Source organism: Prevotella sp. P3-122 (assembly GCF_002251365.1).
In the GTDB taxonomy this organism is placed as follows: Bacteria; Bacteroidota; Bacteroidia; order Bacteroidales; family Bacteroidaceae; genus Prevotella.
In genome coordinates this window covers 23042-46147 of record NZ_NPJH01000013.1, presented here as the reverse complement: position 1 = coordinate 46147, position 23106 = coordinate 23042, and the positions used below count along the sequence as shown (strand labels likewise).

22 protein-coding genes are annotated in these 23106 nt (G+C 50.3%); 15 read left to right on the top strand and 7 right to left on the bottom strand.

Annotated elements, in window-relative coordinates:
* The first annotated feature begins 52 nt into the window (after positions 1-52).
* Genes atpD through CIL02_RS02220 form a run of 9 tightly spaced genes read left to right on the top strand, consistent with a single transcriptional unit; the run spans position 53 to position 7283 of the window.
* Complete coding sequence (atpD, locus tag CIL02_RS02260) at positions 53-1579, top strand: F0F1 ATP synthase subunit beta (protein ID WP_094398858.1); 1527 nt, start codon at positions 53-55, stop codon at positions 1577-1579.
* A 45-nt stretch (positions 1580-1624) separates the two neighbouring features.
* Complete coding sequence (atpC, locus tag CIL02_RS02255; protein WP_094398857.1) at positions 1625-1867, top strand: ATP synthase F1 subunit epsilon; 243 nt, start codon at positions 1625-1627, stop codon at positions 1865-1867.
* Positions 1868-1870: 3 nt separating this feature from the next.
* A complete protein-coding gene (locus CIL02_RS02250; protein ID WP_094398856.1) occupies positions 1871-2287 on the top strand; it encodes a hypothetical protein in 417 nt (138 codons plus the stop codon).
* A gap of 8 nt (positions 2288-2295) precedes the next feature.
* Positions 2296-3342 carry a F0F1 ATP synthase subunit A gene (atpB, locus tag CIL02_RS02245; protein WP_094398964.1) on the top strand — a complete coding sequence of 349 codons (1047 nt, stop codon included), beginning with the start codon at positions 2296-2298 and terminating at the stop codon, positions 3340-3342.
* A gap of 45 nt (positions 3343-3387) precedes the next feature.
* The gene (gene atpE, locus CIL02_RS02240; protein WP_094398855.1) at positions 3388-3630 is read left to right on the top strand and encodes an ATP synthase F0 subunit C; all 243 of its coding nucleotides are present in this window, start codon (positions 3388-3390) and stop codon (positions 3628-3630) included.
* Between the two features lie 6 nt (positions 3631-3636).
* Positions 3637-4152 (top strand): F0F1 ATP synthase subunit B, encoded by a 516-nt coding sequence (atpF, locus tag CIL02_RS02235; RefSeq protein WP_094398854.1) that lies wholly within the window; start codon positions 3637-3639, stop codon positions 4150-4152.
* A 5-nt stretch (positions 4153-4157) separates the two neighbouring features.
* Positions 4158-4694: a F0F1 ATP synthase subunit delta gene (locus CIL02_RS02230; protein WP_094398853.1), complete on the top strand. Its 537-nt coding sequence runs from the start codon at positions 4158-4160 to the stop codon at positions 4692-4694.
* 21 nt (positions 4695-4715) lie between these two features.
* Positions 4716-6302 (top strand): F0F1 ATP synthase subunit alpha, encoded by a 1587-nt coding sequence (gene atpA / locus CIL02_RS02225; RefSeq protein ID WP_094398852.1) that lies wholly within the window; start codon positions 4716-4718, stop codon positions 6300-6302.
* A 6-nt stretch (positions 6303-6308) separates the two neighbouring features.
* Positions 6309-7283, top strand: coding sequence for a F0F1 ATP synthase subunit gamma (locus CIL02_RS02220; protein ID WP_094398851.1), 975 nt, complete (start codon positions 6309-6311; stop codon positions 7281-7283).
* A gap of 120 nt (positions 7284-7403) precedes the next feature.
* On the opposite strand, the gene CIL02_RS02215 is transcribed toward CIL02_RS02220, so the two are convergent.
* The 3 genes from CIL02_RS02215 to CIL02_RS02205 all read right to left on the bottom strand — a co-directional run bounded on the left by CIL02_RS02215 (position 7404) and on the right by CIL02_RS02205 (position 9974).
* Positions 7404-7829 carry an META domain-containing protein gene (locus tag CIL02_RS02215; RefSeq protein ID WP_094398850.1) on the bottom strand — a complete coding sequence of 142 codons (426 nt, stop codon included), beginning with the start codon at positions 7827-7829 and terminating at the stop codon, positions 7404-7406.
* Between the two features lie 452 nt (positions 7830-8281).
* Positions 8282-8686 carry a DUF1573 domain-containing protein gene (locus CIL02_RS02210; RefSeq protein WP_094398849.1) on the bottom strand — a complete coding sequence of 135 codons (405 nt, stop codon included), beginning with the start codon at positions 8684-8686 and terminating at the stop codon, positions 8282-8284.
* Positions 8687-8861: 175 nt separating this feature from the next.
* Entirely contained in the window at positions 8862-9974 is a 1113-nt protein-coding gene (locus tag CIL02_RS02205; protein ID WP_094398848.1) for a glycoside hydrolase family 88 protein, read from the bottom strand.
* A gap of 139 nt (positions 9975-10113) precedes the next feature.
* Between CIL02_RS02205 and aspS the strand changes: the two genes are divergently transcribed.
* From aspS to CIL02_RS02190, 3 genes are all read left to right on the top strand, one after another.
* A complete protein-coding gene (gene aspS, locus CIL02_RS02200) occupies positions 10114-11871 on the top strand; it encodes an aspartate--tRNA ligase (protein WP_094398847.1) in 1758 nt (585 codons plus the stop codon).
* A gap of 176 nt (positions 11872-12047) precedes the next feature.
* Positions 12048-12353 (top strand): winged helix-turn-helix domain-containing protein, encoded by a 306-nt coding sequence (locus CIL02_RS02195; protein ID WP_094398846.1) that lies wholly within the window; start codon positions 12048-12050, stop codon positions 12351-12353.
* A gap of 140 nt (positions 12354-12493) precedes the next feature.
* Positions 12494-12826 carry a hypothetical protein gene (locus CIL02_RS02190; protein WP_094398845.1) on the top strand — a complete coding sequence of 111 codons (333 nt, stop codon included), beginning with the start codon at positions 12494-12496 and terminating at the stop codon, positions 12824-12826.
* A gap of 159 nt (positions 12827-12985) precedes the next feature.
* Here the strand turns inward: CIL02_RS02190 and CIL02_RS02185 are convergent, their stop codons facing one another.
* The 4 genes from CIL02_RS02185 to CIL02_RS02170 form a co-directional block, all read right to left on the bottom strand.
* Entirely contained in the window at positions 12986-14224 is a 1239-nt protein-coding gene (locus CIL02_RS02185) for an ABC transporter permease (RefSeq protein ID WP_094398844.1), read from the bottom strand.
* 48 nt (positions 14225-14272) lie between these two features.
* Entirely contained in the window at positions 14273-15031 is a 759-nt protein-coding gene (locus CIL02_RS02180) for an ABC transporter ATP-binding protein (RefSeq protein ID WP_094398843.1), read from the bottom strand.
* A gap of 85 nt (positions 15032-15116) precedes the next feature.
* Entirely contained in the window at positions 15117-16337 is a 1221-nt protein-coding gene (locus tag CIL02_RS02175; RefSeq protein WP_094398842.1) for an efflux RND transporter periplasmic adaptor subunit, read from the bottom strand.
* 76 nt (positions 16338-16413) lie between these two features.
* Positions 16414-17763 (bottom strand): TolC family protein, encoded by a 1350-nt coding sequence (locus tag CIL02_RS02170; protein ID WP_094398841.1) that lies wholly within the window; start codon positions 17761-17763, stop codon positions 16414-16416.
* Between the two features lie 250 nt (positions 17764-18013).
* Between CIL02_RS02170 and CIL02_RS02165 the strand changes: the two genes are divergently transcribed.
* The 3 genes from CIL02_RS02165 to metA all read left to right on the top strand — a co-directional run bounded on the left by CIL02_RS02165 (position 18014) and on the right by metA (position 23092).
* Positions 18014-19933: an ABC-F family ATP-binding cassette domain-containing protein gene (locus CIL02_RS02165; RefSeq protein WP_094398840.1), complete on the top strand. Its 1920-nt coding sequence runs from the start codon at positions 18014-18016 to the stop codon at positions 19931-19933.
* Between the two features lie 180 nt (positions 19934-20113).
* Positions 20114-22147 carry a M13 family metallopeptidase gene (locus tag CIL02_RS02160; protein ID WP_094398839.1) on the top strand — a complete coding sequence of 678 codons (2034 nt, stop codon included), beginning with the start codon at positions 20114-20116 and terminating at the stop codon, positions 22145-22147.
* Between the two features lie 27 nt (positions 22148-22174).
* On the top strand, positions 22175-23092 hold the full coding sequence (gene metA, locus CIL02_RS02155) for a homoserine O-succinyltransferase (protein WP_094398838.1): 918 nt from the start codon (positions 22175-22177) through the stop codon (positions 23090-23092).
* Positions 23093-23106 lie beyond the last annotated feature (14 nt).

Here is a 23106-nt window from a genome sequence, read left to right as displayed (position 1 = left end):
ATGCTATCAGCTGAAAATCAGATAATTGGAATAAAACTTTAAATAATTAATTATGGCACAAATTAGTGGACACATTTCTCAGATTATCGGTCCGGTCATCGACGTGTTCTTCGACACTAAGGGACAAGACGCTGAGAAGGTGTTGCCGAAAATCCACGATGCCCTGAAAATTGAGCGTCCCGACGGGCGCGAACTTGTTGTCGAGGTGCAGCAGCACATTGGTGAGGACACCGTGCGCTGCGTGGCTATGGATAACACCGACGGACTGCAGCGAGGACTGGAGGCAAAGCAGACGGGATCACCTATTGTGATGCCTGCTGGCGAACAGATCAAGGGCCGAATGATGAATGTTATCGGACAGCCTATTGATGGTATGAAATCATTGGATATGCAAGGTGCATACCCTATTCACAGAGAACCACCTAAGTTTGAAGACCTTTCGACTCACAAGGAAATGCTCGCTACGGGTATCAAGGTGATCGACTTGCTCGAACCTTATATGAAGGGTGGTAAGATCGGACTCTTTGGAGGTGCCGGCGTGGGTAAGACCGTGCTTATCATGGAGCTTATCAACAATATCGCCAAGGGACACAATGGTTATTCGGTGTTTGCCGGAGTGGGAGAGCGTACGCGTGAGGGTAACGACCTTATCCGAGACATGATTGAGTCGGGAGTTATCCGATATGGCGACAAATTCAAGAAGGCTATGGAGGAAGGCAAGTGGGACCTCTCACTCGTCGATCCTGAGGAACTCAAGAAGTCGCAGGCTACACTCGTGTATGGACAGATGAACGAACCGCCTGGTGCGCGTGCTTCGGTGGCGCTGTCGGGACTTACCGTTGCCGAGGAATTCCGCGATCACGGAGGTAAGGACGGTGAGGCTGCAGACATCATGTTCTTCATCGACAATATCTTCCGTTTCACTCAGGCGGGATCGGAGGTGTCGGCTCTTCTCGGACGTATGCCTTCGGCTGTGGGTTATCAGCCTACGCTGGCAAGCGAGATGGGACTCATGCAGGAGCGTATCACATCTACTAAAAAGGGTTCTATCACATCGGTACAGGCTGTGTATGTGCCTGCCGACGACTTGACCGACCCTGCACCTGCCACTACATTTACCCACCTCGACGCAACTACGGAGTTGAGTCGTAAGATTACTGAGCTCGGTATTTATCCTGCCGTGGATCCATTGGGTTCTACTTCGCGTATCCTCGACCCGCTCATCGTGGGTAAGGCTCACTATGACTGCGCACAGAGGGTGAAGCAGATTCTGCAGAGATACAAGGAGTTGCAGGACATCATCGCCATCCTCGGTATGGACGAACTCTCCGACGAGGACAAGCTCACTGTAAACCGCGCCCGTCGTGTGCAGAGATTCCTCTCGCAACCTTTCGCCGTGGCTGAGCAGTTTACTGGTGTCAAGGGTGTGATGGTGCCTATCGAGGATACTATCAAGGGATTCAATATGATACTCGACGGTGAGGTGGACGACCTGCCCGAGCAGGCTTTCCTCAACGTGGGAACTATCGAGGACGCTATTGCCAAGGGCAAGAAGCTCATCGAGGCTGCAAAGGGGTAATCTCCCTGAACTCCCTAATATAGAATTTAAATTAACATTAAAGATATGAGTTTAAAGTTGAGGATTGTATCTCCTGAAAGAATTGTCTTTGTAGGAGATGTTGACAGTGTGACGGTGCCGGGCACTACGGGAGAATTTCAGGTTCTGCCCAACCATGCCCCACTGATCTCGTCGCTCGAAGCCGGAAACGTGGTGTATGACTGCGCCGAAGGCAGAAAGGAACTGACGATAGCAGGGGGATTTGCCGAGGTGCAGAACAACAATGTGAGTCTTTGCGTGGAATTGTAGGCTATGGCAGATATCGACAAACTGTGTGGCAGATATATAGTATGGAGCATGGTTTACATCTTTATCCTTACGATAGGTTGCTTCATCTTTGAGAAGCTCGGCTTGTTCTCCGGACTGATGTATCCCGTGGCAGTGAGTGCAGTGTTCTCCATCGTGGTGGAGTCGGCTGACGCGCTGGTATGGCGCAAGGTGGCAAAGAAGTCGCCCGACAGTCTCACTACATTCTACACCGCTGTGTCGGGATTCCGCATGCTTCTGGCAATGGCAACGATGCTCGTGTGCTACATCATCGTCGGACGCGATGCGATAATGCCCTACATACTGGTTCTGCTGGTTTTCTACTTTGCAATGCTGGCACATCACTCAATCTTCTTTTCACGCCTGTCAAACGGCGGCAAACTCAATATTAATAATAAATAATGTGCAAGATGAAACATATAGGAACGATAATTCTTCTGATGCTGATGACGGTGATGCCCATGAAATCATGGGCGGCACACGGCTCTGAGGCTGGAGGGGAATTAGACATACCGGAGATTGTGCTCGAGCACCTTGCCGACTCATACGAGTGGCACATAGCCACATATGAGGGCAAGCACATCAGCATTCCGCTGCCTATTATCGTGCGCAGCTCACAGTCTGGCGAATGGCATGTCTGCACAGCTCACAGTCTGCCCGCTCCATTCTTCTTCGATGCAGCTCATCACGGCAAGATATACGAGAAGATGGCCGACGGAACTGAGGTGAGACCTATCGACCTCAGCATCACCAAGATTGTGGCGCAGATATGGATCGTTGTCCTTGTGATGATTGCCATTTTCCTCCCTTGCGCACGCTGGTATAAGAAAAGAGACGAGAAAAGTGAGGCTCCCGGAGGATTCGTCGGGGCGATGGAGATGCTCGTGATGACTATCCACGACGACTTGATTCGTCCATCCGTAGGAGAGAAGCACTACAAGCAGTATGCTCCGTATCTTCTCACGGTCTTCTTCTTTATCCTCATCACCAACATGATTGGACTCATCCCAATCTTCCCTGGTGGTGTTAACGTGACGGGAAACATCAACATCACTCTATTCCTTGCCGTATGCACGATGATAGCCATCAACATCTTCGGCAACAAGGAATATTGGAAGGAAATCTTCTGGCCTGAGGTGCCCATCTTCCTAAAGGCGTACCCAGTGCCCGTAATGCCGGTGATTGAGCTCTTCGGTGTGTTCACCAAACCATTCGCGCTCATGATCCGTCTCTTTGCCAACATGATGGCGGGACATGCCGTCATGTTGAGTTTCACATGCGTCATCTTCCTCGGATGGTCGATGGGAGTGGGATTCGGACTCGGACTCAACTCGTTCAGCATTCTCATGCTGTTGTTCTTGAACTGCCTTGAGCTCCTTGTTGCCTTCGTCCAGGCATACGTGTTCACAATGCTTTCGGCAGTGTTCATCGGTTTGGCGCACAAGGAACATCATTAATTTTTTTAAGATTATAAGTATTAACAATTTAAAATTTATAGAATTATGATTATTTCAACAATTTTGGCTGCTGAAGGTCTGGCACAGCTGGGCTGCGGTCTCGGTGCAGGTATTGCAACAATTGGTGCTGGTTTGGGTATTGGTAAGATTGGCGGTAGCGCTATGGATGCCATAGCACGTCAGCCGGAGGCTACTGGTAAGATTCAGACTAACATGATTCTTACATCAGCTTTCGTTGAGGGTTGCGCCCTCTTCGCTATCGCAGCATGCGCATTCCTTATTAAATAATTAGTAATGGAGAATTTGCCATCAATACTTACCCCCGACCTGGGTTTGCTCTTCTGGATGCTGCTGGCTTTCTTAGTGGTACTCTTCATCGTGGCGAAATTCGGATTCCCCGTCATCATCGGTATGGTGGAAAACCGTAAGCAGTACATCGACGAGAGCCTCAAGAAAGCACACGAGGCTTCCGAAAGACTGGCAAACATACAGAAAGAGGGTGAAACCATGCTTCAGGAAGCTCGACAGAAGCAGGCCCAGATATTGAAGGAGGCTGCCGACACTCGCGATGCTATCGTGGCTCAGGCCAAGGAAAAAGCACGCGAAGAGGGCAACCGACTCATTGCTGAGGCCAAAAGCGAAATCGAGAGCCAGAAGCAGGCTGCCATCAGCGAGATTCGCGCACAGATGGCTGAGCTGTCTGTAAAAGTGGCGGAGAAAATCCTGCGCAAGGAACTTGACTCCGACGCCAAGCAGATGGAGACGATTGATAGGCTGTTGGATGAAGTGGCTGTTGAAGATAAAAGATAACGCTTATGGACATTGGAGTAATATCGGTAAGATACGCCCGGGCGCTGCTCAAGGCAGCTACGGACGCTAAGCTCGAGGACACGGTGTATCAGGAGATGTCTGTGCTCGCACAGAGCTATATCGACGTGCCCCGCCTGAGGTTTACGATAGACAATCCCATGCTCCCTAAGGACAAGAAGCGCAGTCTGATGGTTACTGCCATGGGCGGTAAACCATCGGAGCTAACATCGAAATTTGTCGATATAGTGCTGCGTGAGGACCGAGAGAGCGTGATGCAGTTCATGGCTAATTCGTATATCACTCTTTATAGAAAACAGAAGAACATCATCCGCGGCAAACTGACTACCGCCGTCGCTGTGTCGGAAGCTACTGAGCTGAAGATGAGAAAGATGGTGGAGAGTAAGACAAAGGGTACTGTGGAATTTGAGACTGAGGTCAACCCAGACATCATTGGCGGCTTTGTACTCGAATATGACACCTACCGACTGGATGCCAGTGTGCAGAACCAGCTCAGACAGGTGCTCACACAGCTTAAAAAGTAATCAAAAACGTAAAGAAATAACATGTCAGATAAAATCAAACCAAGCGAAGTGTCACAGATGCTGCTTCAGCAACTGCAGGGCATCAGCGGAGGACAGGAGTTTGACGAGGTCGGTACTGTGCTCGAGGTGAGCGACGGTGTGGCTCGTATCTACGGACTGCGAAACGCTGAAGCCAACGAGCTTCTCGAATTCGAGAACGGCACTATGGCAATCGTGATGAACCTTGAGGAGGACAACGTAGGTTGCGTGCTGCTCGGTTCTACCGAGGGCATCAAGGAGGGCATGGTGGTGAAGCGTACGAAGCGAATCGCTTCTATACGCGTCAACGACAACATGCTTGGACGTGTCATCAATCCTCTTGGACAGGCTATCGACGGTAAGGGAGACATCGACCTCACCGACTCCTTTGAGATGCCACTCGACAGAAAGGCTCCGGGAGTGATCTATCGCCAGCCCGTGAAGGAACCTCTGCAGACGGGTATCAAGTCGGTCGATTCGATGATTCCTATCGGAAGAGGACAGCGTGAGCTTATCATTGGTGACAGGCAGACGGGTAAGACTGCTATCGCCGTTGATACCATCATCAATCAGAAGAGCTTCTATGAGGCTGGAAAACCAGTGTATTGTATATATGTAGCCATCGGACAGAAGGCTTCTACTGTTGCCGCTCTTGTGGAAAACCTCAAGCAGCATGGCGCTATGCCTTACACTATCATCGTCAGCGCTACAGCTGCCGACCCTGCTGCTATGCAGTATTATGCTCCGTTTGCAGGTGCTGCCATCGGAGAGTATTTCAGAGACAGAGGATTCTCGGCTCTCGTAGTATATGACGACCTTTCCAAGCAGGCGGTCGCCTATCGTGAGGTGTCGCTCATCCTGCGCCGTCCTTCTGGACGTGAGGCTTATCCCGGAGACGTGTTCTATCTACATAGCCGTCTGCTAGAGCGTGCTGCCCGTATCAACGACCAGCAGGAAGTGGCTGAGCAGATGAACGATCTGCCCGAGTGCATGAAGGGCAAGGTGAAGGGTGGCGGTTCGCTCACTGCCCTGCCTATCATCGAGACTCAGGCCGGTGACGTGTCGGCATATATCCCTACCAACGTGATATCTATCACCGACGGACAGATATATCTTGAGAGCGACCTCTTCAACCAGGGCTTCCGTCCCGCTGTGAATGTGGGTATTTCGGTGAGCCGTGTGGGTGGTTCGGCACAGATCAAGAGTATGAAGAAGGTGGCTGGTACACTGAAGATTGATATGGCTCAATATCGCGAGCTCGAGGCCTTCTCGAAGTTCTCAAGTGATATGGATGCTGTTACCGCTATGACTATCGACCGAGGACGCAAGAACAACCAGTTGCTCATCCAACCGCAGTACAGCCCAATGCCCGTAGGCGAGCAGGTGGCTATCATCTATTGCGGTACACGTGGATTGATGCACGACGTGCCAGTGGAGAGCGTAAGACAGTGTCAGGACTCATTCCTCGACAAACTGCGCTCGGCTCATCCCGAAGTGATCGAGACTCTTGCAAGCGGAAAGATTGACGACAGTGTGACTGCAGTCATCGAACAGGTGATGGCTGACATCGCAGGACAGTATAAAAATTAATAGCCTATGCCGTCGCTAAAAGAGATAAAGACCAGGATTGCCAGTGTCAACAGTACGCGTAAGATTACGAGTGCGATGAAGATGGTGGCCTCGTCGAAACTTCACCATGCACAGGTGATGATTGAGAACATGCTTCCATACGAGACTATGCTTGAGCACATACTCAAGACTTTCCTCGCCTCGGAGGCTGACGCATCGAATGTGTTCACCATCGAGCGCCCGGTAAAAAGGGTTGCTATCGTGGCTTATTCGTCGAACAGCAGTCTCTGTGGTGGATTCAATGCCAATATCATCAAACTGATGCAGACGGTAGCGGCTGAATATGAGGCGTTGGGCAAGGAGAATATTGTCATCTATCCCGTTGGACGTAAGGTCGCTGAGAAGGCTGCTAAGTTGGGATATCCCCTCGGGGGCGTTTTTACCGAGTTGGCCGATAAGGCGGACGTGAAGCAGTGTATCGACTTGGCGAGGGAATTAGGAACAAAGTTTGTTGATGGAGAAATCGACAAGGTGGAATTGGTATATCATCATTTCAAGTCTGCCGGATCGCAAATCCTCACACGCAAGACCTTCCTACCCATCGACTTGAAGTCGGAACTCACCAAGGACCACTATCGCGACCTCAAATCCACTGTGGCTACCAAGGAGTCGCAGGAGTATCTGCGCAAGCGTGATACAGAGCAACAGGCATCTTCGCCACGTATGCTCGACGGAAAGCCCCTGAATGACAATTTCGTTGTCGAGCCTGACATGAACACTATCCTCAAGGCGCTTCTCCCGAAGTATGCCCACCTCCTGCTCTACACGGCATTGCTCGACAGTATTGCCAGTGAGCATGCGGCGCGTATGGTTGCGATGCAGACTGCTACTGACAATGCCGACGAATTGCTGCGTGGTCTCAACCTCCAGTACAACAAGAGTCGCCAGCAGGCTATCACAAACGAGCTGCTTGACATTGTCGGAGGTTCTGTCAACAACTGATCCCGAGAGTTCAGTTTTGGAAATCATAAATTAAGAAGCCGCTTCCATTATTATATTATTGGAAGCGGCTTCTTTTAGTGGGGGGCTGCTGACAGGCTAATTTGTTGAACTCCCCAATTGTTATTTCTTTTTGGTAAGCTCGATAATGGTATTTCCCTTTTCGTTGGTCAGCAATAGGTTGCCCTTCTTGTCAACCTTGAATGTTTTTACCTTCTGTAAAGCCCCGAGCACCATGGTCTCTGTTGTCATATCCTTGCACATCATCCTTGTGCTTCCCATTTTACTGAGGTCAAGAACATTATTGCTGTCAATGCCAAACGAGCCTGTAAGCCTGTTGCATCCTGTGCATCCATACACACTTTTCTTCGCAGTGTCAAAGCCAAGGAAAGCCTCGTTCTCGCTAAGCGACTTGTCTATGGCTTTTCCCTCGATTTTTTCAATGTTCCACTCTCCGTTAAGAGCTGTAAGCGATGTTGCCTTTTGGGATGTAGAGCATGATGCTAATAATGCGGCAGCCATTGCTGCATAAAAGAAGTTTTTATTCATGTTATTGTTTCATTTGTGTATTCGTCTGCAAAGTTATCAATAATCTTACTTATTCTCTAAGGTTTTAAGTCTTTTTCCAATTCTCCGCCCATTTTTATGTTACGTTCACTTAGATTGGCATAAACGTTATGTAAAAGTAGCATATGTTTGGGGGGACAGATGCAAAGCTTTGCGTAGGCGGATGCAATGCTTTGCGTGGACGATTGCAATGCTTTGCGTGAGCGGTAGCAATGCTTTGCGTGAGAGTTGAACTGAACTGGCACAGAAATGTCTGTCCTATTCTGGATAAGATAAAAGGGGAAAAGACTCACCCTACGGGGCACTTTGCCCCTAGGAAATTTCTAATGAACCGAATCTCATCGTAGCTCATAAAAAAAGCGAATGACCAACGTGTGGTCATCCGCCAATAAGGTATGGTTAAGGTTTGTTTTTAATTATTCCTGTATTTAATTTTATTTCTCAGAAGTCTCTGCCTCCTTCATGTCGCCCTCAACGTAGAGACGTGTCATCTCAGGAGTTCCGTTGGTCCTAACGGTGATGCTCTTCTTGAAATGGCCTGGGAATTTGCCCTTCCCGTTGTAGGTAATCTTCAACTGTCCTTTCTTGCCCGGTAGGATAGGAGTCTTGGTGTATGATGGTACGGTGCATCCACAACTTGCCACAGCCTGATTGATTACGAGTGGGGCAGTGCCGATGTTTGTGAATGTGAACACACATTCCTGTACTGGTGAGCTCTCACTGAACGTTCCAAAGTTGTGCTGTAGGGTGTCGAATTTGATTTGGGCCTCATTCTGCTGCGCCATAGCCATGTTTAGGCTTGCTATAAGCATCAGGGCAATAGATAAAATCTTTTTCATCGTTCTGAAGTTTTTGCATTTGTTATTTATATAGGAGGTGCATATCAATATGGCGTCTATTCGTTGGTAGCATCAGCACACCAGTCCTACGCCATTTTGTGCTCCTTTTACCCTAATGACGTGCAAAGTTATAAAAAGATTAATAAGAATGTAAAGACAGGCTAAATCTTTTACATTATTTAACCAGTTTGTAGTATTCTGTAGCACCCATTAAGAAACATCCAGTACCATAATCTTCAAAGTCGGGCACGCTCGTATATGTCACAGGTTGCCCAGCCGACGGGTCTTTTCCTGTTCCTTGAACCCATCCGAGGAAGCCGTCGGCATGCACGCTTTCCGTTGCCAGTGCCGTCCATGCTTTGTCGGCAATGTGGCGGTATTCCTTCTCTTTTAGGATGCCGTTGCGCATACCCCATGCCATACCATATAGGAAGAGCGATGTTCCCGTTGCTTCCTTTCCTCCGTATGTCACTGGCGATACGAGGCTTACGTTCCAGAAGCCGTCCTCCCGCTGGCATGATGCGAAAGCCTTGCTCATCATCACGAAGTCGCGTTTCAGTTCCTTATAGTATTTGTCCTTCTTTCCTATTACGTCCATCACCCTTACAAGAGCTGCATACACCCATCCGTCACCTCGGCTCCAGTAGCAGTCCTTGCCGTCCGCCTCCTTGTATGGAGGTACGTAGTCCTTGTCTCTCCACCAGAATCCGTTGGCTGTATTGAAGAGTCCGCCCCCACATTCGTTCCTGCTCCATCTATATGCCTTCATGGCGTAGTCGATGTATTTCCTGTCGCCAGTCTGTTTGTACGCCATGGCATATAGCGGCATGGCCATCTGTATGGCGTCTATCCATGTCCAGTAGTCGCAACGTCCGCTTGCAATCTGCTTATCGAGGTTCTCCAGTACCTTCTCCATTGGGTTCTGCCTCTCGGTGAATGGTTGCAGCAGATAGTATGTCTGTCCGCAACATTGGTCATCGGCATCAGTTGTCGTGACCCCGTTTCGTGGAGTCCAGTTGTGGAAGTCAGCCCATCTCATGGCGTAGTCTATATATCTCTGTTGCTGGTCAATGGTGTATAGTTCCATCAGTCCCTCATAGTATACGGCCCTTGTCCACAACGAGCTTGGTCTGATTTTCCTTACGAAAGTGGGCTTTGTAGGGTCATCGTACTTTGCCATGAAGTAGTCGTTGGCTTTTTGCGCCGTTTCCAGTACGTCCTGTGCTGTTTGCGCATTGGCCATAAAAGCCAATGACAGGAATGTAGCTAATGTGATGATTTTTCTCATGTAGATAAAGTTATGTTTGTTTTCGCATACAAAGATAATAAATAAAACCTCACAATGAATAGTTTGCGTGATTTTTTTTCGTACTTTCAAAGAAAAATTGTACTTTTGCACGAAACTTAAATTATCTTATATATATAATATGTATAGATCAAACACGTGCGGGGAGCTTCGACTCTCCGATTCCGGTAAGGAAGTTACTTTGGCTGGATGGGTGCAGCGAGTACGTAAGATGGGCGGTATGACATTTGTCGATCTGCGCGACCGTTACGGCATCACGCAGTTGGTATTCAACGAGGCTGATGACGCAGCCCTGTGCGAGGCCGCCAACAAGCTAGGTAGGGAATACTGCATACAGGTGGTAGGAAAAGTCAGTGAGAGGCAGAGCAAGAATCCGAAAATGGAGACGGGCGACATAGAGATACTCGTTTCCACGCTCAATGTCCTAAGCGACAGCCAGACACCACCATTCAAGATAGAGGACGATACCGATGGAGGTGATGATATCCGCATGAAATACCGCTATCTCGACCTACGCCGTCCTGCAGTTAGGAGCAACCTTGAGTTGCGTCACAGGATGACAATACTCATACGCAACTTCCTCGACAGTCAGAACTTCATTGAGGTGGAGACCCCGATTCTCATTGGCTCTACTCCCGAGGGTGCCCGCGACTTCGTCGTTCCCTCACGTATGAACCCTGGCCAGTTTTATGCTCTTCCACAGAGTCCGCAGACCCTTAAGCAGTTGCTTATGGTGGCTGGTTTCGACCGTTACTTCCAGATTGCCAAGTGCTTCCGCGACGAGGACCTTCGTGCGGACCGTCAGCCAGAGTTCACACAGATAGACTGCGAGATGAGCTTCGTCGACCAGGAGGATGTCATTGAGCTCTTTGAGGAGATGGCCCGCCATCTGTTCCGTGAGGTTCGTGGCGTAGAGCTTCCCAAGCTTGAGCAGATGCCGTGGCATGAGGCCATGCGCCGTTTCGGCAGCGACAAGCCGGACCTCCGTTTCGGCATGGAGTTTGTTGAGCTTATGGACGTGCTCAAGGGCACTGGAACGTTCTCCGTCTTCGATGAAGCTGAGTACATAGGTGGTATCTGCGTACCAGGATGTGCCGACTACAGCCGCAAGCAGCTCAACGAGCTTACCGACTTTGTAAAGCGTCCACAGATTGGAGCCAAGGGACTCGTATATATTAAATACAATACCGACGGAACAGTCAAGAGTTCCATTGACAAGTTCTATACCGAGGAACAGCTCATCAAGGTCAAGGAGGCCGCTGGTGCCAAGGATGGTGACCTACTGCTCATTCTAAGCGGCGACAATGCCAACAAGACGCGCACGCAGCTCTGCACCCTACGACTGGAGATGGGTGACCGTCTGGGCCTACGTGACAAGAATGTCTTCAAGTGTTTGTGGATTGTCGATTTCCCGCTCTTCGAGTGGAGCGATGAGGAACAGCGTCTCATGTCAACACACCATCCCTTCACCATGCCCAACCCCGACGACCTTCCATTGCTCGACACCCATCCCGAGAAAGTACGTGCCAAGGCCTACGACTTCGTATGTAACGGTATTGAGGTCGGAGGCGGCAGTCTACGTATTCACGACACTAAGCTTCAGGAGAAGATGTTCGAGGTTCTCGGCTTCACCCCAGAGCGTGCCCAAGCTCAGTTTGGCTTCCTTATGAATGCCTTCAAGTATGGTGCTCCTCCTCACGCAGGTCTTGCTTTTGGTCTCGACCGCTTCGTAAGCATCATGGCTGGTCTCGACAGCATCCGCGACTGCATAGCCTTCCCGAAGAACAATAGCGGACGTGACGTGATGCTCGATGCTCCATCGGCAATCGATGTGAAACAGCTTGACGAACTGCAAATCAAGGTAGACCTAAAAGAGTAGGCATGTTTTTACTTGATATATATCAAGAAATTATGTGATTACCAATAGTTTATGCATTTCTGGCCATATTTTCTGTAAAAATATTGCAGAGTTTGGAAAAATATGTGTAATTTTGCAGCAAATTTAAAAAATCACTCATTATTCAGGAAGTGACAGTTTTAATATTTATGTAAATTATGGCAGAAAAGAAAGCAACAACTAAGGCTACTGCAACAAAGACAGCAGCAACAAAGACAACAACCAAGAAGGCTACAACAACAAAGAAGTGTGCAGCAAAGGTAGAAACCCTCGTAGACGCTGAGAACGCTGGCTTCCGCGCCGGTGACGTTTATCAGGCACTTTCTGCAGCTGGTAGCGCTCTCTCTGTATGTGAGCTTGCAAAGGCAACAGAGAAGACAGAGACAGAGGTTCTTCTTGGCATAGGATGGCTGTTGAAGGAAGGAAAGGTAAAGGGTGAGAACGGTAAAGTGGTTCTCGCATAATTATCAAAACGATAAAGAGGAGCCGCAACTTATCATATAGTTGCGGCTTTTCTTTTTCATTTGGCCATAGAGAGATTTGATCACAGAGCTGATGCTAAACCGCTGACATGAGAGAATAGCATAAACAACATTCAATAATAGTGAACTACGAACAGGAAATATTGTTCATACTCGAAGAGGCTGGCTCTTCCGGTCTATCACTCCGGAAGATAGCCCATCATGTTTACAACTCTGTCAACGGTCTGTTTGAGGTTGTAACCTACGAGCAGGTCTACCGTAGTATAGTCAGCTATATCTATGCCCAGACCAAGCATCCTGACGGCACGGTAAAGAGTACTGGCTCACGTGGGAAATACTGCCTCAACATACGGTCGACACGTTACATCCAGACGATGCTTGACTTCACGGATGAGGTAGAGGAAAAGCCTGAGCCTATTAAGCCAGTCGACACGTCTCTATCGCTTTTCGACTGATTTATATTTGGTATGTCTTATTCACAATACAAATCTGTGAAGTAAAATCAGTAATAGTCAAACAAAAATCCTCCCGTTTTTTATACAGGTAACTTCATAAGCCCACGAAATTACCTTCGTAAAAAATGGGAGGACTTTTGTTTTTATTACCTCAAGTAACTACTCGTACCTTATAGCCTCGATGGGGTCGAGTTGTGCGGCTTTCTTGGCTGGGTACCATCCGAAGAATACTCCGGTGAAGGTGCAGACGGCGAAGCTCATGATGATGCTCCACAGCTGGATGTATATGGGCCAATGTACGATGAGGTTAACGGCATAGCTGGCACCCACTCCGAGGAGTACTCCGATGAGTCCTCCCGTGACGCTGAGCAGCACGGCCTCGATGAGGAACTGGTTGAGAATGTCAATGCCACGTGCGCCGACGCTCATTCGAAGTCCTATCTCACGCGTGCGCTCTGTTACCGATACGTACATGATGTTCATGATGCCGATACCGCCCACTATGAGCGATATGCCGGCCACGCATCCCAGCAGAATGGTGAGCATGTCGGTGGTAGAGTTCATCATCGATGCCAGCTCCTCCTGTGAGCGTATGTTGAAGTCGTCGGCATCGGCCTCTGTAGTCTCCGTAGCGTCCTTTAGCTTATGGTTACGGCGCAGTATAGTCGTAATCTGCTCCGTGGCCTTGTCGGTGACACCCTCCGTGACCGCCGAGCACTGTATGCTCCCTAGGTATGTCTGTGCGAGGATGCGCTTCATCACCGTTGTGTATGGAGCAAGCGCAAGGTCGTCCTGGTCCATTCCCATGGAGTTGTAGCCCTTCTTCTTTAGCACGCCAATGACGCGGAAGGGGATGGAGTTGAACCTCACCACCTTTCCTATAGGGTCTGCACCGTCGGGGAAGAGGTTGTCCACGACGGTCTGTCCGAGAATGCACACCTTTGCGCTCGACTTAATGTCGGCCTCCGTGAACACCTCTCCGTCGCTGACGCTGAGCTGCCTTATTTCAAGGTAGTCCTGATTGACACCGTATATTGACGATGGCGTATTATTGTTGCCGTAAATCCATTGTCCGCTCTTGCTGACCATGGGACTTATGCCCTTGATGTAGTTGCATTCGTCCTTTATGCTCTCGTAGTCGGTTAGCTTCAGCGTCTCCATGGCTGAGGCATCCTGGCGTACACCGCCACGCATGTCGGCACCGGGGTGTATCATAATCATGTTTGAGCCCATCTCCGCAATGTTGGCCTGTATGCTCCTCTTCGAGCCTTGTCCTATGGCAAGCATCGTTATGACCGACGCCACACCGATGATGATGCCCAGGGCCGTTAGGAATGCCCTGAGCTTGTTGGCCGCTATGGCACGTAGGGCTATCTTCAGAAGATTTGTATAGTTCATGATTTTCCTGTTGTTTCTTATTTGTGTAAGACTTGTCCAGATATTGGCCTATTCGTCATTTGCCGCAGGCAATGCTGCCAGCCCCTCAGCTGCCGAGAGTATGTTCGTGTTCTGCTCGTCGCTGATGACACGTCCGTCACGCAGCTGTATGTTGCGGCTGCTGTAGTTTGCAATGTCGGGATTGTGTGTAACGAAGATGATGGTGCGTCCCTGTGCGTGCAGCTTTTGGAAGAGTACGAGTATCTCGAACGATGTTCGCGTGTCGAGGTTTCCCGTTGCCTCGTCGGCCAGTATCACGGCAGGGTTGTTGACCAGAGCGCGTGTTATGGCCACACGCTGCATCTGGCCTCCCGACATCTGGTTTGACTTATGGTAGAGCCGCTCGCCCAGTCCTACCGCTGTAAGGGCGTCAATGGCACGCTGCTGGCGTTCTCTGGCCGTAACCTCGGCGTTGTACATCAGCGGCAGCTCCACGTTCTCAACACTCGTAGTCTTGGGCAGGAGGTTATAGTTCTGGAATATGAACCCAATCTTCCTGTTTCGCAGTACGGCACGCTGTGACCTCGACATTGTCCTGACGCTTATGCCGTCGAGAAGGTACTCGCCGCTCGTCGGAGTGTCAAGGCATCCGAGCTGGTTCAGCAGCGTAGACTTGCCAGAACCCGATTTTCCCATGATGGTGACGAACTCGCCCTCGTGTATCTTGAACGATACGCCCCGCAAGGCGTGTACAGTCTCGTTTCCCACGATAAAGTCGCGCTTGACATCCTGCAGCTCTATGACGGTTTTTCTGTTTTCTGTTGTCATGATTTTGCTGATATGATGGTTGTTGTTTGGAAAGGTGAAGTTATTTCGATGACACGGTTTTCCTTAAAATCCGCAACCTCAGTTTTTATTTCTTTTTCCTTCCCGGAGGGCCTGGTGCGAAGGGGCTGCTTTCTGTTTGCTGTTGTCCAGCCTCGGCAGTCTCGCTGGCATTCACTTTCAGTTCCGTTACGATGACGGTCCCCTCTGCGATGCCAGAGAGAATCTCTGTATGCATTCCGTCGGTCATGCCTATGTTAACAGCGTGAGCCTTAAGAGTGTTACCCTCTAATGTCCACACCTTGTTCTTTCCGTTGCAGTCTACAATCTTCTTGTTGCCTACGGTCTCCTTGGTGGGAGTGAAGCGCAGGGCCTTGGCCGAAGTACAGGTGACGCCGGTACGCTCAGCGGTGTAGATGGTAACGTTGGCAGTCAGTCCGGGCTTGAGCTTCAGGTCGGCATTCTGTGCGCTTATTACCACCTCGTAAGTCACGACGTTGTTGGTTGTGGTGGCCTGCAGCCTCACTTGAGTGACCTTGCCCTCGAATGTGTCGTTGGGGTATGCGTCTACGGTGAACGACACACGGTCGCCAACAGCCACCTCGCCTATGTCAGCCTCGTCGACATCGGCAATTACCTGCATGTTGGTAAGGTCCTTGGCAATGGTGAATAGCTCCGGTGTGCTGAAGCTCGCTGCTACGGTCTGTCCTTCCTCAACAGATTTCGATATAACCACTCCGTCTATGGGCGAGGTGATGGTGGCATACCCAAGGTTGGTCTGTGCCCTCTGTACCTCCTCTTGCGACGAGTTTACATTCTGTTTGTTCGATGCCACCTGCTCCACGGCCTGCTGGTAGCTCAGCCGCGCCGACTCGTATTCGTCTGCGCTCACGAGTCCTTTCTGGTAGAGAGTCTTGTAGCGGTTGTAGTTGGCAAGCTGGTAGTCGCGGTTGGCCTCCGCACTCTGAAGGTTGGCACGTGCGCTCAGCAGATTGGCACGTGCGGAGTTGAGCGTACTGGTGAGGTTTGTCTTGTCGAGCTCGGCAATGACCTGTCCTTTCTTCACCTCTGAGTTGTAGTCAACGTAGAGCTTGCTCACGATACCAGATACCTGCGTACCGACTGTAACTGATGTCACGGCCTCGATGGTACCTGTAGCCGTGATGCTGTTATGGATGTTGGCCTTGGCAACCTTCTCTGTGGCAAAGGTCACTTCCTCTTTTTTCTTCGAGCCTGATAATATCCAGGCGATGACGGCCAGCAACACGATGGCTGCTGCCGCAATCCAGATTTTGCTAATTTTCTTCATTATTGTGATAGGATTATTTTCTCTGATATAGATGAGATAGATGGGATAGATAAGATAGATAATATAGGGGGGTAGACTATTTATTTAGGAGCTGGCCTGATGCATAGAAGTTGAGCATGTTTATGTTGAGTATGGTCAGGTACTTACTCTGGAGCTCGTTTTGCTGTGCGTTGAGCAGGTTGCTCTTTCCTGTCATCAGCTCTACGGTGTTCTTCAGGCCGAGGCGGAACTGCTCGCTCAGCAGGTCGTAGCTCTGTTGTGCGCTCTCGGTGCTGGCCTTGGCAGCCTGAAACATGCTCTGGTTTGTTGTTGCCTGCAGCCAGTAGTTCTCGATAGTAGAGTAGAGCGTAGTCTGCTTGTCCTGCAAGTCGAGCAGGTAGCTCTGTTTCTGCAGCTTCGCCTTGTTGATGGCCGTCTTGGCTTGCCGGTTGTCGAAGATGGGAATGCTGAGAGTCAGTCCTGCTCCAAGGTCGAAGTTGTTCTTGAGCTGCTGACCCCATTCGTTGTCGCTCATCGATGTGGTGTTGGTAGCTGCGCTGGCACTAACGCCAATGGTTGGAAGTCTTTTTGCACGCGCAATCTTCAGGTTGAGGTCGCTGCTCTCTATGCCGAGCTGCGCACTCTTAATCTCGGGTCGGGTGGCGAGGGCAGCATTGTAGACATCTGTCATGACGGGTATGGTCTGTAGGGCCATATCGTCAGTGGTCTGTGGTATGACAACATCGAAATCCTCGTCAGTAGTGAGCTGCAGCAGTTGCTTGAGCTGTCGTTTGAAGTTGCGGAGGTTTCCCTCTGCCTCGACGAGCGAGTATTCGTCCTGCGCCCTCTGTGCCGTGAGCTGTGCCAGGTCAGCTTTCGACATCTTTCCTACGTTGACGAACTCTTGTCCCCGCATTTCGTTGGTCTTGCTCGTCTGCAGGCTCTGACGGCACACCTCTATGGCCTCGTTAGAGTATAGTATCTGCACGTACAGCTGTGCTATCTGCTCCTGTATGCTGTTTGCCGTCACGGCAGTCTCCTGCTCGGCCTGCTGCTCCGTTACCTTGTTGAGTTTTATCTGGTTGATGTTCTGATTACCGTTCCATACAGTCCAGTTGGAGCTCAGTCCGTAGGTTCCGTTGTAGAATACCTTGTCTACACTCGTCTCTACATAGCCGTTGGTCACTGTTGCCCTGTTGCTCTCCGGCCATGGTCTGTAAGTAACGTTCTGTGATGTCTGTAAGCTCAACGATGGCAGGAGTGCAGCTTTCGACATCTGTACATCCTCGTGTGCGCTTAGCGTCTGCAGTCTTGACTTCTGCAGTGTGATGTTGTTCTGCAAGGCGTAGTCTATACATTCCTGCAGAGTCCATTGCTTAGCCTGTCCTACAATTGGCAAGGCGGCAAGGGTAATGGCCAGGGCCATTGATTTCAGCATGTTGTTCATTTTTTATATAATTAATGTTGACTTAGATATCCTGTGGGCAATTCTTTATGACAGCCATATTCGTGTTCCATGTTCTGCTTTTTTCGATAAATCCAATGTCAAAAGGTTTATATGGGAAACAGATATTTAACATTATTCAACTTTAAACTTAATATTGGTAACCTGGTACTCATCATTTAACAAAAAATTAATTGCTTTATTTGTGAGAGTGTTTGAATTGTGTTAACTTTGCACGACATTCATATATAAGATGATATCAGTAGAAGGATTAAAAGTAGAGTTTAGCGCGCGCCCATTGTTCCATGACGTCAGTTTCGTCATCAACGACCAGGACCGTATAGCCCTTGTGGGCAAGAACGGAGCCGGAAAGTCGACAATGCTGAAGATACTCTGCGGACAGCAGACACCTACGGCGGGCGTTGTCTCCATACCCAACGATACGACCATTGGCTACCTGCCACAGGTCATGAGACTACAGGACAACACAACCGTTCGCGAGGAGGCGCGCAAGGCTTTCTCGGCATGTACAGAACTGAAGGAGTTGGTAGACAGGCTCGGAACGGAAATGGCCGAGCGTACCGACTACGATAGCCCGGACTACCTGTCACTGGTTGATAAGTTCACGCAGGAGCACGAGCGGTATCTGATGATGGGTGGCGACAACTATGAGGCCGAGATGGAGCGTACGCTCTGTGGACTGGGCTTCAGCCGCGATGATCTGGAACGCCCTACGTCAGAGTTCTCGGGCGGTTGGAGGATGCGTATCGAGCTGGCGAAGATACTGTTGCAGAAACCCGACGTGCTGCTGCTCGACGAGCCTACCAACCACCTCGACATAGAGAGCATACAATGGCTGGAGCAGTTCCTGGCTCAGAGCGCCAAGGCCGTAGTGCTGGTTAGCCACGACCGGGCATTCATCAATAATGTCACCAACAGGACAATAGAGCTGACATGCGGAAGAGCCGTTGACTATAAGGTGAAGTACGACCAGTATGTCGTGCTGAGGGCCGAGAGGCGTGAGCAGCAGCTAAGGGCATACGAGAACCAGCAGAAGGAGATTGCAGACATGCGCGACTTTATAGAGCGGTTCCGGTACAAGCCCACTAAGGCTATACAGGTACAGAGCAAGATAAAGCAACTGGAAAAGATAGTGCCTATAGAGATTGACGAGGTGGACCGATCGGCCATGAGACTGAAGTTCCCGCCATGTCTGAGAAGCGGCGACTATCCCGTGATATGCGACGGAGTAGGGAAGAGCTATGGCGACCATACGGTGTTCAGCGATGTGACCCTGACTATCAAGCGCGGTGAGAAGGTAGCCTTCGTGGGAAAGAATGGTGAGGGTAAGTCAACGCTCGTGAAATGCATCATGGGAGAGATACCCTTCACTGGCAACCTAAAGATTGGACACAACGTCCAGATAGGATATTTCGCACAGAACCAGGCACAGCTTCTGGAGGAGGAGATAACAATCTTCGACACCATAGACCAGGTGGCCAAGGGCGACATGCGACTGAGGGTGAACGACCTGCTCGGAGCATTCATGTTCGGAGGGGAGCTGTCGGAGAAGAAGGTAAAGGTGCTTAGTGGCGGCGAGCGTAGCCGACTGGCCATGATCAAGCTGCTGCTGGAGCCTGTAAACCTGCTCATTCTCGACGAGCCTACCAATCATCTGGACATGATGTCGAAGGATGTGCTGAAGGATGCCATCAAGGCTTTCGACGGCACGGCAATCATCGTGAGCCACGACCGTGAGTTCCTCGATGGCCTTGTTGATAAGGTCTATGAGTTTGCGGCTGGGCATGTCCGCGAGCACCTCGGCGGCATCTACGACTACCTGCGCGGTCACAACACCATCGACGACAAGTTGCAGGCCGTATATGCACAACAGCCAAAGGAGGCTGAGCAGCAGCCTGATAAGTCGACAGCACGGCAGGATTATGATGCACGCAAGGACGACCAGAAGAAACTGCGCAAGGCACGCAAGGCACTTGAGGATTGCGAGAAGCGAATAGCGAGCATGGAAGAGAGAATAGCGGAGCTTGACTCCCTGCTTATGCTTCCGGAGAACGCCTCCGACATGACTCTCGTTACGGAGTATACTTCAATAAAGAAGAAGCTCGACGAGGAGAATGAACGCTGGTTTGAGATGGCGGAAGGGATGGAGTAATAAAAGCCTCATCCACAACCCCTCTCCAAAAGAGAGGGGAGAAAGCCTCACCCCCAACCCCTCTCCAAAAGAGAGGGGAGTAATTAGTTCTGAGGGAGAATGTAGTTAGGTTGGATTTGGATATATATATACATGAGTATTATATAATGTATAGATTAACATAACATATTATAACAAATAATGACAATGAAGGAAATAATACCGATGTTGCTGCTCATCGCAGCTCCGGAAGCGGGCATGGCACAGAACAAGGCCGGCATAAGGATGGAAAACTTAGACAAGACAGTAAGCCCGTCTGAGAACTTTTACAAGTTTGCATGTGGCGGATGGCAGAAGCTTAACCCGCTGCCTTCCGCATACTCGCGCTTCGGCAGCTTCGACCAGCTGCAGGAAGACAACAACCAGCGCATCAACGGCATCATAGCAAGCCTCACACAAAAGAAATTCGCTGAGGGCAGCGTGGAGAAGAAGCTCAGCGACTTCTACAAGCTCGCCATGGACTCCACACGACGCAACGCCGAGGGTGTGGCTCCCGTGAAGCCTGTAATGGACGAGATAGAGGCTGCCAAGGATATCGAGGCCCTGAGAAAGCTTCAGCTCAAATATGCCGTCATAGGCCTTGGTGTTCCCTACGGTTATTACTTCGGCTCTGACGAGAAGAATGCCACGATGAACATCCTGAACCTTATGCAGGGCGGACTGACATTGGGCGAGAAAGACTATTATCTTGACAACGACAAGGCTACGGCAGACATACGCCAGGCATACGCCAGACACATAGAGACAATGTTCGGTATCTATGGTTTCAGCGAGGCGCAGGCAAAGGCCAGGAGCCGTGCCATAATGCGATTTGAGACTGCTCTCGCATTAATATCGAAGAACAGGACGGAGCTACGCGACGTAGAGGCCAACTACAACAAGATGACCCTTGCTGAGTTCCAGTCCAGCTATCCCAACATCGCTCTGGCCGAGCTGCTTAGGGCAGAGGGAGTGAAGGACGACTGTATGCAGGAAATGGTGGTCGGCCAGCCACAGTTCTTCGCAGGTGCCGACAAGCTCATCGCCACACAGAATGTCGAAGAGCTAAGGGCAATCATGGAATGGAGCCTTATCGACATGTCGGCGGGCTATCTTAGCGATGAGGTACAGGCCGCCAGTTTCGACTTCTGGGGAAAGACCATGCGCGGACGTGCTGAGGACTACCCCCGCTGGAAGCGTGCCACCATGCAGACTGAGAGTCAGATGGGCGAGGTACTCGGCAAGATGTATTGTGACAAGTATTTCCCCGCCAAGTCGAAGGCACGCATGGAACAGCTCGTTGCAAATCTGCAGAAGAGTCTCGCTGAGCGCATCGTGGCGCAGGACTGGATGAGCGAGGCAACCAAGAAGGCCGCTCTTGAGAAACTGTCTACTTTCTATGTGAAGATTGGTTATCCAAACAAGTGGAAGGACCTCTCCAACCTTACCATTGACCCGGCCAAGAGCTACTTTGACAATGTTCTTGCCTGCCGTAAGTTCTGGAACCAGTATGCCATCGACTCCAAGGCCGGCAAGCCTGTAGACCGCGATGAGTGGTTCATGTCTCCGCAGACCGTCAACGCATACTACAACCCTACAACCAACGAGATTTGTTTCCCGGCTGGCATTCTGCAATACCCGTTCTTCGATGCCAAGGCCGACGACGCGTTCAACTATGGTGCCATCGGTGTCGTTATCGGACATGAGATGACCCACGGCTTCGATGATCAGGGACGCCACTACGACAAGGACGGAAACATGACCGACTGGTGGACAGCAGAGGACGGCGAGAAGTTTACCGGGCGTGCCAAGAAGTGCGTGGACTACTTCTCTGCCATCAAAGTGCTCCCCGACCTGAACGCCAACGGTGAGCTCACCCTTGGTGAGAACCTTGCCGACCATGGCGGTCTGCAGGTGTCGTTCAACGCTTTTAGGAACGCCACCAAGAACAAGCCTCTTAAGAACATCAACGGCTACACACCAGAGCAGCGCTTCTTTATGGCATATGCCGGAGTATGGGCCAACAACATTACCGAGAAGGAAATACGCAACCGCACAAAGAGCGACCCACACTCACTTGGAGAATGGCGTGTGAATGGAGCCCTGCCACACATCGACGCATGGTATGATGCCTTCGGCATAACTGCCGACAGCCCAATGTACGTGCCTGCCGCCGAGAGAGTGAATTTGTGGTAAGATAGGGTACATAAACAATATTCAGAAATGCCATTAAGATTGCCAGACAAACTCCCTGCCATCGACCTTCTGAAGAAGGAGAACATCTTCGTTATGGACGAGAGCAGGGCACATAATCAGGAGATACGACCGCTAAAGATAGTCATCCTAAACCTGATGCCCTTGAAGATAACAACCGAGACCGACCTCATAAGGCTGTTGTCGAACACTCCTCTGCAGCTGGAGATAAACTTCATGAAGCTCAGGAGCCATACGCCGAAGAACACCCCCGTGGAACACATGATGATGTTCTACAAGGACTTCGACATTCTAAAGGAGCAGAAATGGGACGGCATGATAGTAACGGGCGCACCCGTAGAGACCATGCCCTTCGAGGATGTTGCCTACTGGGGTGAGATAAAGGCTATCTTCGACTGGGCGCGCACCCACGTCACGAGCACGCTCTACATATGCTGGGCTGCACAGGCAGGACTGTACCATTTCTACGACATTCCGAAATACCCTCTGCAGAAAAAGATGTTCGGCATCTTCCCGCAGCACACGCTGGTGGCTGCCCTGCCCATTTTCCGTGGCTTCGACGACGTGTTCGCCATGCCTCACAGCCGGCATACGGAGGTGAGGCGTGACGACATCGCCCGCGACAGCCGTCTGACCGTCATAGCCGAGTCGGAGGAAAGCGGAGTGAGTATCGTCATGGCACGTAACGGAAGGGAATTTTTCGTTACGGGACACATGGAGTATGCGCCAGACACCCTCGACAAGGAGTACAGGCGCGACATAGGCAAGCGTGACGATGTTGAGATGCCGAAGAACTATTATCAGAATGACAATCCCGACAATGGGCCAGTAGTGACGTGGAGGGCACATGCCAACCTGTTCTTCAGCAACTGGATAAACTATTACGTATATCAGGAGACTCCATACGATATCAGTAAGATAGAATAACCACAAACAGAGAA

Excerpts from the sequence above, each read along its gene's own strand:
- atpD (WP_094398858.1), top strand. The coding sequence starts at position 53 with ATGGCACAAATTAGTGGACACATTTCTCAGATTATCGGTCCGGTCATC.
- atpC (WP_094398857.1), top strand. The coding sequence starts at position 1,625 with ATGAGTTTAAAGTTGAGGATTGTATCTCCTGAAAGAATTGTCTTTGTA.
- CIL02_RS02250 (WP_094398856.1), top strand. The coding sequence starts at position 1,871 with ATGGCAGATATCGACAAACTGTGTGGCAGATATATAGTATGGAGCATG.
- atpB (WP_094398964.1), top strand. The coding sequence starts at position 2,296 with ATGAAACATATAGGAACGATAATTCTTCTGATGCTGATGACGGTGATG.
- atpE (WP_094398855.1), top strand. The coding sequence starts at position 3,388 with ATGATTATTTCAACAATTTTGGCTGCTGAAGGTCTGGCACAGCTGGGC.
- atpF (WP_094398854.1), top strand. The coding sequence starts at position 3,637 with ATGGAGAATTTGCCATCAATACTTACCCCCGACCTGGGTTTGCTCTTC.
- CIL02_RS02230 (WP_094398853.1), top strand. The coding sequence starts at position 4,158 with ATGGACATTGGAGTAATATCGGTAAGATACGCCCGGGCGCTGCTCAAG.
- atpA (WP_094398852.1), top strand. The coding sequence starts at position 4,716 with ATGTCAGATAAAATCAAACCAAGCGAAGTGTCACAGATGCTGCTTCAG.
- CIL02_RS02220 (WP_094398851.1), top strand. The coding sequence starts at position 6,309 with ATGCCGTCGCTAAAAGAGATAAAGACCAGGATTGCCAGTGTCAACAGT.
- CIL02_RS02215 (WP_094398850.1), bottom strand. The coding sequence starts at position 7,829 with ATGAATAAAAACTTCTTTTATGCAGCAATGGCTGCCGCATTATTAGCA.
- CIL02_RS02210 (WP_094398849.1), bottom strand. The coding sequence starts at position 8,686 with ATGAAAAAGATTTTATCTATTGCCCTGATGCTTATAGCAAGCCTAAAC.
- CIL02_RS02205 (WP_094398848.1), bottom strand. The coding sequence starts at position 9,974 with ATGAGAAAAATCATCACATTAGCTACATTCCTGTCATTGGCTTTTATG.
- aspS (WP_094398847.1), top strand. The coding sequence starts at position 10,114 with ATGTATAGATCAAACACGTGCGGGGAGCTTCGACTCTCCGATTCCGGT.
- CIL02_RS02195 (WP_094398846.1), top strand. The coding sequence starts at position 12,048 with ATGGCAGAAAAGAAAGCAACAACTAAGGCTACTGCAACAAAGACAGCA.
- CIL02_RS02185 (WP_094398844.1), bottom strand. The coding sequence starts at position 14,224 with ATGAACTATACAAATCTTCTGAAGATAGCCCTACGTGCCATAGCGGCC.
- CIL02_RS02180 (WP_094398843.1), bottom strand. The coding sequence starts at position 15,031 with ATGACAACAGAAAACAGAAAAACCGTCATAGAGCTGCAGGATGTCAAG.
- CIL02_RS02175 (WP_094398842.1), bottom strand. The coding sequence starts at position 16,337 with ATGAAGAAAATTAGCAAAATCTGGATTGCGGCAGCAGCCATCGTGTTG.
- CIL02_RS02170 (WP_094398841.1), bottom strand. The coding sequence starts at position 17,763 with ATGAACAACATGCTGAAATCAATGGCCCTGGCCATTACCCTTGCCGCC.
- CIL02_RS02165 (WP_094398840.1), top strand. The coding sequence starts at position 18,014 with ATGATATCAGTAGAAGGATTAAAAGTAGAGTTTAGCGCGCGCCCATTG.
- CIL02_RS02160 (WP_094398839.1), top strand. The coding sequence starts at position 20,114 with ATGACAATGAAGGAAATAATACCGATGTTGCTGCTCATCGCAGCTCCG.
- metA (WP_094398838.1), top strand. The coding sequence starts at position 22,175 with ATGCCATTAAGATTGCCAGACAAACTCCCTGCCATCGACCTTCTGAAG.